The organism is Maribacter sp. (assembly GCF_039968975.1).
Lineage (GTDB): Bacteria > Bacteroidota > Bacteroidia > Flavobacteriales > Flavobacteriaceae > Maribacter.
Map to the genome: position 1 here is coordinate 1 of NZ_JBDVOT010000030.1, position 10225 is coordinate 10225.

Consider the following 10225-nt stretch of genomic DNA (forward strand, 5'->3'; position numbering starts at 1 on the left):
CATGCGGATTAGAAAAATAATCTACAGTAGCCTTTACGGTATCTAGCACCGCTATAACCTCTATTGCAGGGTTGATTTTCGTGAGCAGATAGGCTAAATTATCGCTTGCGGCAAGTTCATCTTCTACTAGTATTACTTTCATACCGGATGCTTTAAAGGTAGTTCTACTTTAAATATATCATTATCGGTACTTACTAAAACATCTTTTTTCAACAAAAGAGAATATCGTTTCTTTAAATTATAGAGACCCGTACCCATACCTTCTGCTAATGTACTACGACTACGAATAGGGTTTTCTACCACTAAAGATTGTTCATTAGAATAGACTTTTACGGTCAAGGGGTTGGTAGAAGATATTTCGTTATGCTTAACTGAATTTTCTACTAACGATTGTAATGCTAACGGCGGAATTTTCATATCCATATAATCCTTGGCGACATCTACTTCTATCTCAATTCTATCTCTATACCTTGTTTTCATTAAAAAAATATAACAATCTAAAAATTTAAGCTCCTCTCTCGTTGCCACCAAATTAGTTTCACCACTCTGCAAAATATAGCGGTACATATAAGAAAGCTTATTCACGAATTTAGTAGCATTTTCATTTTCACGAATTAATGAAGAAAGAGAGTTTAGAGAATTGAACAAAAAATGTGGATCAATCTGGTTCTTTAAGGCTGCCAACTCATTCTCTAAATTCTGCTGTTTTAATTGTTCGTTCTCAATTCTACTTTCTTGCTTATCAGTACTTACCCGCAATAAACGCGCTATAAAAAACAAAACTATAGATAAGTTAATAAAGGTAAAATTCACCCAACTTATTTCATTAGATTTCAGTGACCTACCACTAAATAAAGGGTAGCAGATTATAAATATTTTTACCACCGAGATTGCTAGCACAATATTGATAATCAGAATTACGATCCATTTTAAAAACGGTGGCCATTTATATTCGTCATAATCAATATTGGCGTTTAACTGAATTACAGACCATGAATAGCAAAAGAAAAACAGGTAACGATACATAAAATCGACCACCCAAGACATAGAGAAATTTAAATTACCTTCCATTATACCGTTGTACAAATAGATGGTTTTTGGTAACGACACCAAAATCCCTATTAGAAGAGCTGTCTTAATTACTTCTCCCTGCTTTACTTTTGTTATTGCCATTTAACTTATTTCTAATGGTGCTACATAAATATACCGCAATAAATCTATGTAATATTGTACACAAAGGTATTGTGTAATATGGCTAATTGATGGTATAAATAGCCCAAACGTCTATAATACCATTTAAAACAACCAGAGTTAATTATGAAATATTCTCGTAGGATAAAAATGCAGTAAAACAAAAACAAATAACGACAAAGAATAAACTAAGTACATAAAATCAGACACATACAAACCAACCGTCTATGTTCTACAAAAAGTGACACTTACTATTCAGTAAACCAATCTCGTACTGTTTCTTCCGCTAATTTGTTATTAGGCGTAAAGGCATTATTTTGTTCGCCACGGTATTCTAAATAGCTAGGAAATTTCCACCATAAGATACCTTGACACCAAGGTTCATCCTTAATACCTTCAAAGATAATTTCATAAGACCTACGCTGAGCCTCTTCATTTATAGTATCGTCTGCCTCTGCATGCGGATTTTTCCAAGGGGTATCTACACTTCTAAAGCCTATTTCCGTAAATACGATAGGCTTCTTAAACTTGTCATATACCTTTTTAATCTTTGTCTTTACCGTATCAAATTGAAGACTTAATTCCTCATCTGTAGGATTATCTTTTTTACTCAACGGATAGTAAGAATTCAACCCTATAAAATCTAATTCGTCCCAAAATTCTAATTTCTCAAATTCAGCTCCCCAATTGGCGGCATAGGTAATTTGCCCAGAATACAATGCCCGTGTTTTCTTTATCATTGCACGCCAAGCATCTGGCTGAGACAATGTTGCTTTAGTAAACTCCACACCTATACACAAAGCATCCATTTCATGAATTTCTGCCAAGAATGCGTAGTGGCGAATCCATCGATAATAATAATCATGAAATTTATCCCATTGGGCATCCGTAGGCATATCTATACCACCGGGCCAGCTACCGCCTACATAAATTTGAGGTTTCAACAAGGTATACATACCCATATCACTAGCCATTGAAACAGCATGTACAACCGCATCATCATTCTCACTGCCAGCATTATCACTAAAATGCAATGGTTTAGGTGTGTTTATATCATTAATACCTGTATACGGTACTATTGCCATGGCATTACTGCCCATATTCTTTTGCTTCAACAAAGATTCCGTTGCTTTTTTAGAACCATAGCCATTATAAATACTATACCCTTCATGTGCAAAATTGAAACCTTTTACATAGGGTAATTTTTTCTTTTGTGTTTTTTTCTTAGGATATGCACTAGGTAATTCCGCCAAATACTTCTGCCACTTTATTTCAAGTGTTTTTTCTTCTTGTTGCGTTAACGATAACTTATTATATCGTTTTAGATAAACATCTTTTCCCCATGTTTCAATTAAGAAGTCTGTAAACGCACCAGCCATACAATCTCGTATCAACGAAGATTCCATCTCTAAAAAAGAGTTACTTAAAAGCTCTGCCACCGTAAAGGTATTCTCAGATTCTACCAATCTTGCAGCCCAATACTTGTAGCCTTTCATTTGCCAGGTATCGGTAAAATATATAGGCAGCCCTAATGTGATGATATTCTTATTACTCTCTCCTATCAGGTGGTGCAACAACAAAGCATTATCTCTACCAATATTATTATTTGCATAAATTTTATTTACTATAGTATGTACGGAGTTTGTAACGGTGTCATACGTAGAATGATCAGTATTTCCCGTCATTAAGCCTTTCTCTTCTGTACAAGTATAAAAATTATAGGTTATTTTAGGTACATTTTTTTTACCTACAAAATTTACAATTTTTGCTTTTGATTTAATCACTGCAGCTTCCCAAGTAGGAACATCTATTTTTTGAATGGCTTTTTGGTGATCTATGAACTTAAAGTCATCGGTATCTAGCAACACCCGGGTACCTGTAGCAAAATTAAAAAAGGTGGATCCTTCAATACCCCAGTTTACATTAAAATCACCCATGACCAATCGCTCATTATTCTCATACACTTCGTACTCTAAATTCTGACGGTAAAATGACTGACCTTGATCCAACACTTTTTCGGCAAACAAAGAAAATACTTCTTGAGCATCCGTACCCGTCAAAAAACTAAAGGGGATTTTAGAATCTGTGGGACTAGGGTAAAAACAAACTCCTAAAATAGAATTATTATTAGGCATTTCTTTAGATCCAATTTTAATTTCTGATGGTGACACTTGAAAAGGCGTATTCCCCATATATTCTTTTATCAGCGGATTCTCATCTACCGCACCCACTAAATACAAAATTGAATTTTCTAATGATTCTGCCGTAACCTCATCAACCCTTTTGTAACCCACCTTGGCGCTGCGCCTTGAACGTGTTACTTCTAATAAAGAAAGTTCGTGAAGTATGTTCTTGTATTGCTGCTGCAACGCCGTGTCTTTTGCCCCATAGACAACCAATATTTCTCGCTTATCAAAGAAACTTCTACGCAGGTCTCTTCGCGTAGCAATGGTATCTAACGTTTTAGTTATTATCTCATTTTCTGCCGTTGGCAAGTATTGTACACCGGCAAAACCGACAATTCCAACAATAACAAATAAAGCAACTAAGAGATATTTCTTCTTCATAAATTCAGCAATAGGTAAACTCTTGTTTAAGATAACAAAACTGCAAAACCTATATTGGTTTACGATGTTATTTAACTTTTAATAAGGAGTTTGTACGGTGGCGTATTACAGACCTGTTGTAATACGAACCTATTTGTACCTTAACTTTGTACTATCAAATAGTCATTACAACATGAAATATTTTTTATTCTTTACGCTGATTTTATTTTCTAATCTGAATATTATTGCGCAAGGTAACGCAACTATACCTTTAGAAAAATATACGGAACTTAGAGTGTATGACAGAATCAGTGTAACCCTTGTAAAAGGTGAAGAAAATAAAATTGAAATCGCCAATGCCGATAAGAAAGAACTTAGTATTACAGAAAATGATGGCCGATTAAGATTAAAAATGTGCTCTGGCGAATCTGTTTTAAACACTATTTTAAATCTTAAACTGTACTATACAGAAGCACTATCGGTCATAGATGCGAACAAAAATTCTAGAATTATTTCTACGGGATTGGTCATTGGTACCGACTTAGAAATAGAAGCGCAAGATGCCAGCACCATCACCTTAAATATTGCGTACAACAATGTATTGTCTAAAAGTGTTAGTGGTAGTGAAATAAAGTTATCGGGTACTAGCAGCAATCAAGAAGTAATGATCAATACCGGCGGCAAAATTTTAAACAAAGGTTTAAAAACAAAAAATAGCACCGTAATCGTTCTCTCTGGTGGTAGCGCTGAAGTTCATGCCAGTGAATCTATTATTGCCAAAGTAAAAGCTGGCGGTACTATTAATATTTATGGCAACCCCAAATCTGTGGATAAAGATGATACATTTGGTGGTAAAATTGCAATACTAGAATAACTACTGTTCTATACTCTGAACATCGAAACCTACGAGTTCATTATCCTGAAACTGTGGCATCACCTCAATTGGGTTACAGCACACTTCACAATCTTCTACATAGGTCTGTTGTGAAACGGAAGGATCAAGTAGCATAGATACTTCTTCCCAGCAATACGGGCATTGAAAATAGTGCTCGAACATGGCAACTAATTAAGCTTTCAATTCTTTGGCTAGCTCCTTCAACGTTAAAGACTGAATTAGATTACCGCCATTAGAGGTGAAAATAGTATCATGACCCAATTTTAAAGAAAGAATGTCTTCATCAGCATCTAAATGAATGTCTGATGGATTTACTTTAATCTCCTCTAACTTAACATCAAAACGTTTTTTTAAAGTTACAGAGCCATTGACTTTACTTAATTCAAAGCCGTAAAAATCGAACAAACGTTGCAAGCCGCTAAAAAAGCTAAAACCTATATAAATTAAAGCCGCCATTGCAAACTTATATGCCAAGGTAAAAACATCTAGCTCTTCACCATTTATAAAAGTATATACCAAGTTGATACAACCATAAATACCTAGCATGAATACCAATAGACCTACTATTACAGCCAATACATCTGTAAGTAATGCCTTTTGGGTTCTAGTCACTACCAACCCATCTGCAGTTTTATCTGCCCTAAAGCCGAAATCCTTTAAATAATCTAAGTTATTTATTTCAGCGCGTTTATTGGAAATGGTATTTTCTAAATTACTTAAATCTACAACAACAGCACGTTTCTCTAACTCTTCATGTAAACTTAACTGCGCTTCAAAAGTGAGTAATGAATGTTGATCCATTATCTCTATGAGCTCGCTATTTGTTCTATCGCTATACATCTTTTCCCTAATTAATTTGCTCGATCATTCGAGATTAAAACTTTAAGGTTTACTTATAGTTCTATATTCAGTAATTGTCCTGTAAGTTGTAGTAATTGAAGCTCAGCCAATTTTGCATCGTACTTAGCCAAGTTCTTATTGGTCTGTGCATTCAATAAATTAATCTGTGCCTGCCTAAACTCTATCGATGTTATACTACCCAGTTGAAACTGCTCTTTGGAACGCTCAAAATTATTCTGATTGGTAAATACATTCTGTTCTTGAATTTGATATATTTTCAACAAATTCTCATACAATGCCATAGCGTTCTGCATATCTCTACTAACTTCTAACTCTACCTGCTTACGCAATAATTCTTGATTAGCATAGGTAATCTTAGCATTCTTAACACTAACCGTAGTGCTACCACCATCAAACAAGTTCCACGTAAGACTTGCACCTAAAGAATAATTGCCTACATTAGAATTGGTACCTGGAAAAACCGCTCCTGTCAAAAAAGCCGATGGTGCATTTTGGTTTCGGTTCCATCCATAAGAACCCGTTAAACCTATTGTTGGCAAATAACCAGATTTGCTCACCTTGATATCATATGAATTGATATTCAAATTAGTTTCGGTCTGCAACACTGCAACGTTATTGGCAATTGCCTTATCCATAAATTCCACTATTTGAAACTTAGGTATAAAAACAATTGTTGTATCTACTTCATATTGCGCACTTAAATCTTGATTTAGAACCACATTTAAATCGCGCTTTGCATTTGCCAATTGCTGTTCCGTATTCAATAGATTAATACTATCATTGGTCATATCTACCTGAGCGTTCAGGATATCCAACTTAGTATTTTGACCATATTCAAAAGAATACTCTGATCTAGTGATTCTATCCCTGGAAATTTCCAAAGCTTGCTTTTGTACATTTTTATTCTCCGTTAGTCTAGCTATTTCAAAATATACCGTAAACATTTGAATCATGGTATTTTCTATAGTCTCACGGGCTTGTAACGTGCTTAATTGGTACTGTTCTTTTAATCTTTTGTAATTATAGAACCTACCCATACCATCAAACAAGGTATAATTTAGATTTAATGCCGTACTATATCTTTGGCTTTCTGCACCGTCAATAGAAATGTCTGTCCTTTCACTACCATCATCATTAAATTGACCTGGAAATTCAGTAGTTGTATTGTTATTATTATAGGTAGCACCCGCCGTACCTGATAATGTTGGCAAATATCCAGAATTAAGAATACTGGCATTATTCTCTGCAATATCAACTTGACTTTTGGCTATCTCTATTCCATAATTATTCTCTAAAGCCCTAATTACAGCTTCTTCTTTAGAGAGTGTTTTCTCTTGCGCGAAAACTGCACAAACCGGGAGAAATACCAATAATATGATGAATCTTACTTTACTCATTATAACTTATCTATATTCTTATATGGATGTGAACCACCTTCTATTTGCTCTTGATGCTCGCTACCTTCTATAGCGTCTTGCTTATGACCTTCTAAATGATCAGCATCTTTTCTTTCCTTAATTGCTCTTTCTACCTCTTCTTTTGTAATCTTATGCCCTGAAGCGAAAGATAAATTCTGCGCTTTTAAGTTGTTACTGAACGATAAGAACAGTGGTAACATTAATAAAGTAAGTACCGTAGCGATACCTATACCATAGGCAATAGAAATTGCCATTGGCTTTAAGAATTGCGCTTGTCTACTGGTCTCTAACATTAAAGGAGCCAAACCTGCGATAGTAGTAATAGATGTTAAGAAAATAGCTCTAAACCTAGACTTACCTGCTTCAAAAATAGCGTTATCAAAAGTCATACCTTCACGTAAATTAGAATTGAATTTACCTATAAGCACCAGACCATCGTTTACCATAATACCAATCAGTGCAATGATACCTAATATAGAAAGCACGTTTATTGGGAAATCATGTACCCAATGCCCCCATGCCACTGCCGTAAAGCTAAATGGCACCAATAACAACAGCATCAATGGCTGACTAAAACTTCTAAATGTAAATGCAATAGTGATGTAAATCAATAGAATTACCGTGAAACCAACCAGTTTTAATGAACCTGTTAATTTCTCTAACTCCCTGTTCTGACCTTCATAAGATGCACTTACCGTTGGATATTTAGATTGTATCTCTGGCATGTGTACGTTCTGAATTTCGGTCATAATTTCTGTTGGACTATCCTTTACGTCTTTCATATCCGCAGACACCTGAATTTCTCTTCTGCCTTCTAAACGGTTGATAGCAACATCTCCACGTTCAATAGTATAATCTGCAATTTCACTCAACGGGACTCTTTCACCTGTAGGCGTAACAATTCGCATATCATCTAAATTAGAGATTGACGAACGCTCATCTCTGTCATAACGAACCCAAACCCTGATCTCATCTTGAGATCTTTGAAAACGCTGCGCCTGTACGCCAAAGAAACCTGCACGTACCTGAGTCATTAATGCTTGTAGATCCAATCCTAACAAATAGGCATTTTCTTTTAATGTCAGTCTGATTTCTTTAATACCCGCCGGGTCATTATCAGAAATATCTTTCAATCTTGGATTCTTGGTCAAAATATCTTTCAACTCCGCTTTTGCAGCTTTTAATTGTTCAATATTGTTACCTAACAAGGATACCGAAACCGGTGAGCCACCAAAGTTACCACCAGAACCATAAATAAGACTTTCTACACCCACTACCGGACCTACGAGTTCTTCTACCCTTCTAGTTACCATATCAGCAGATATTTCATTTGGTCTTTCTTCACCTGGCAATAGGTTAATACTTAATACTGCAGAAGATGAGCCGGGACCTATATTTTTAATAAGGTTTTCAAAAACCATTTTATCTGAGCCTGGCATATATTTATCAGTCAATTCTTGATTGACAATTATGGCTTTTTCCTCTATTAAGGATATAATAGAATCTGTAATTTTTTCATTAGTACCATTAGGCATTTCTAATTCAATACCTACACGATCACTGGCAATCCTTGGAAAGAATGCCGTTCTAATGATACCACCACCTACAGAACCTAATGTTAAAATGAATGCAGAAGCAAAAACCGCGAACATGAATATTTTGTGATTCATTGAAAACCGTAATACTGGAGTATATAGATTATCACGCATCCAAACCATTAATCTATCACCAAATTCGTTGATCACCCTTAGTTTGGCAAAAGCATTAGCCAAACCACTCTTAGGTTTGGTATCTATTGGCTGTAAAGCTTTTGAATGCGCCAAGTGAGCAGGTAAAATTACCAAAGCCTCTACTAGAGATACCACTAAGGTCAAGATTACAATTACCGATACTTCACCAAAAAACTCGCCAATTCTACTATCTAAGAACAAGAATATGGAGAAAGCTAATATTGTTGTTATAATTGCCGAAATAATAGGAGGCAATACTTCCATAGTACCATCTACAGCCGCCTGAACAGGAGATTTTCCTTTTTCATAATGCTGATATATATTCTCTGCAATTACAATACCATCATCCACCAGAATACCGATAACGATTATCATACCGAACAATGAAAGTACATTAATGGTCACATCAAAGAAACCTGCAAAAACGAACATTCCCAGGAATGCAACAGGAAGGCCGAATGCTACCCAGAACGCTAATCTAGTATTCAAGAAAAGAGATAGAAATATCAATACCAACACCATACCCATAATGGCGTTTTCTGTCAATAATTGTGTTCTTTGATTTAACGTGATAGATTGATCGGATACAACATCTAATTTTATGTTGTTGTACTTTTCATTGAATTCACCAATGTATTCGTTTACTTGATCGGCCGCAGCAATTAAATCTTCATTATTAGTACTTGTAATAGTAGTACTTACGGATAAGTTTCCATTAAAATAAGTAGCATTTGGTGTCTCTGAAAAACGGTCTCTTACAATAGCCACGTCTTTTAAACGTATTACATTACCAGATTGATCTGCACGAACAACCAGATTACTAAGTTCACTACCATAATAGGAGCGATTATTGGCACGTATTAAATACTCCTCCGCATCTGTTTTAATATTACCACCCGTTACAAGTATATTGGCATTACCAACGGCACTTGCTACTTCAGAAAATGATAATCCATATGCCAGTAAATCATTCTCGTTTACAGCAATTTCGATTTCCTCATCAGGAAATCCGGAAATCGTAATTTGAGAAATACCGTCCATTGCCCTAAGATCATTCTCTATCTCCCTACCTACACTTTTTAATGTTGCAAGTGGAATATCTTCTCCACTAATAGCAAAAGATATGGTTTGGCGTACGGTTTCTAAAATAGATACAATTAAAGGCTCCATTCCTGTTGGGAAAGTTGGCACCCTATCTACAGCATTTTTGACCTCTAAAAGCATGAAGTCAATATTCTCACCCTTTTCTATCTCAACGTTAATTGTACCACTATTCTCCCTAGATGTAGAAGTAACACGATCAACACCTTCAAGTCCTTTTAAATTATCTTCAATTTTAAGTACAATACCTTCTTCAACCTCTTGTGGCGATGCACCTGGATAAGTAATGGTAATGGCTATATTCTTAGAATCCGTCAATGGAAAGTAAGAAGATTTTAATGCCTTAGCACCAACAATGCCGAACAAGGCAAAAGAAATAACTACAACATTAACGGCAACATGATACCGAATAAAATATTCTATCAGTTTACGCATTATTCTTCTGTATTTTCTGGTTGTTCAGAGTAAATTTTAACCGCCATA

7 protein-coding genes are annotated in these 10225 nt (G+C 35.3%); 1 reads left to right on the forward strand and 6 read right to left on the reverse strand.

Going from position 1 to position 10225, the window contains the following annotated elements:
- Positions 1–138: 138 nt before the first annotated feature.
- Both ABJI11_RS01915 and ABJI11_RS01920 read right to left on the reverse strand, forming a co-directional pair.
- Entirely contained in the window at positions 139–1173 is a 1035-nt protein-coding gene (locus tag ABJI11_RS01915; RefSeq protein WP_348348913.1) for a histidine kinase, read from the reverse strand.
- Between the two features lie 269 nt (positions 1174–1442).
- Positions 1443–3758, reverse strand: coding sequence for a hypothetical protein (locus tag ABJI11_RS01920; RefSeq protein WP_348348915.1), 2316 nt, complete (start codon positions 3756–3758; stop codon positions 1443–1445).
- A 172-nt stretch (positions 3759–3930) separates the two neighbouring features.
- Between ABJI11_RS01920 and ABJI11_RS01925 the strand changes: the two genes are divergently transcribed.
- The gene (locus tag ABJI11_RS01925; protein WP_348348917.1) at positions 3931–4611 is read left to right on the forward strand and encodes a head GIN domain-containing protein; all 681 of its coding nucleotides are present in this window, start codon (positions 3931–3933) and stop codon (positions 4609–4611) included.
- Here ABJI11_RS01925 and ABJI11_RS01930 read toward each other — a convergent pair whose 3' ends face one another.
- The 4 genes from ABJI11_RS01930 to ABJI11_RS01945 are packed head-to-tail and all read right to left on the reverse strand — an operon-like array spanning position 4612 to position 10177.
- Positions 4612–4794, reverse strand: coding sequence for a CPXCG motif-containing cysteine-rich protein (locus tag ABJI11_RS01930; RefSeq protein ID WP_348348919.1), 183 nt, complete (start codon positions 4792–4794; stop codon positions 4612–4614).
- 9 nt (positions 4795–4803) lie between these two features.
- Positions 4804–5472 (reverse strand): hypothetical protein, encoded by a 669-nt coding sequence (locus ABJI11_RS01935; protein WP_348348921.1) that lies wholly within the window; start codon positions 5470–5472, stop codon positions 4804–4806.
- Positions 5473–5525: 53 nt separating this feature from the next.
- Positions 5526–6890 (reverse strand): TolC family protein, encoded by a 1365-nt coding sequence (locus ABJI11_RS01940; protein WP_348348923.1) that lies wholly within the window; start codon positions 6888–6890, stop codon positions 5526–5528.
- Positions 6890–10177 carry an efflux RND transporter permease subunit gene (locus tag ABJI11_RS01945; RefSeq protein WP_348348925.1) on the reverse strand — a complete coding sequence of 1096 codons (3288 nt, stop codon included), beginning with the start codon at positions 10175–10177 and terminating at the stop codon, positions 6890–6892. Before ABJI11_RS01945 ends, ABJI11_RS01940 begins: the two co-directional genes overlap by 1 nt.
- Positions 10178–10225 lie beyond the last annotated feature (48 nt).

Bases quoted from the DNA above. Each gene is read 5' to 3' on its own strand.
- ABJI11_RS01945 (WP_348348925.1), bottom strand. From the start codon at position 10,177: ATGCGTAAACTGATAGAATATTTTATTCGGTATCATGTTGCCGTTAAT.
- ABJI11_RS01930 (WP_348348919.1), bottom strand. From the start codon at position 4,794: ATGTTCGAGCACTATTTTCAATGCCCGTATTGCTGGGAAGAAGTATCT.
- ABJI11_RS01940 (WP_348348923.1), bottom strand. From the start codon at position 6,890: ATGAGTAAAGTAAGATTCATCATATTATTGGTATTTCTCCCGGTTTGT.
- ABJI11_RS01925 (WP_348348917.1), top strand. From the start codon at position 3,931: ATGAAATATTTTTTATTCTTTACGCTGATTTTATTTTCTAATCTGAAT.
- ABJI11_RS01920 (WP_348348915.1), bottom strand. From the start codon at position 3,758: ATGAAGAAGAAATATCTCTTAGTTGCTTTATTTGTTATTGTTGGAATT.
- ABJI11_RS01915 (WP_348348913.1), bottom strand. From the start codon at position 1,173: ATGGCAATAACAAAAGTAAAGCAGGGAGAAGTAATTAAGACAGCTCTT.
- ABJI11_RS01935 (WP_348348921.1), bottom strand. From the start codon at position 5,472: ATGTATAGCGATAGAACAAATAGCGAGCTCATAGAGATAATGGATCAA.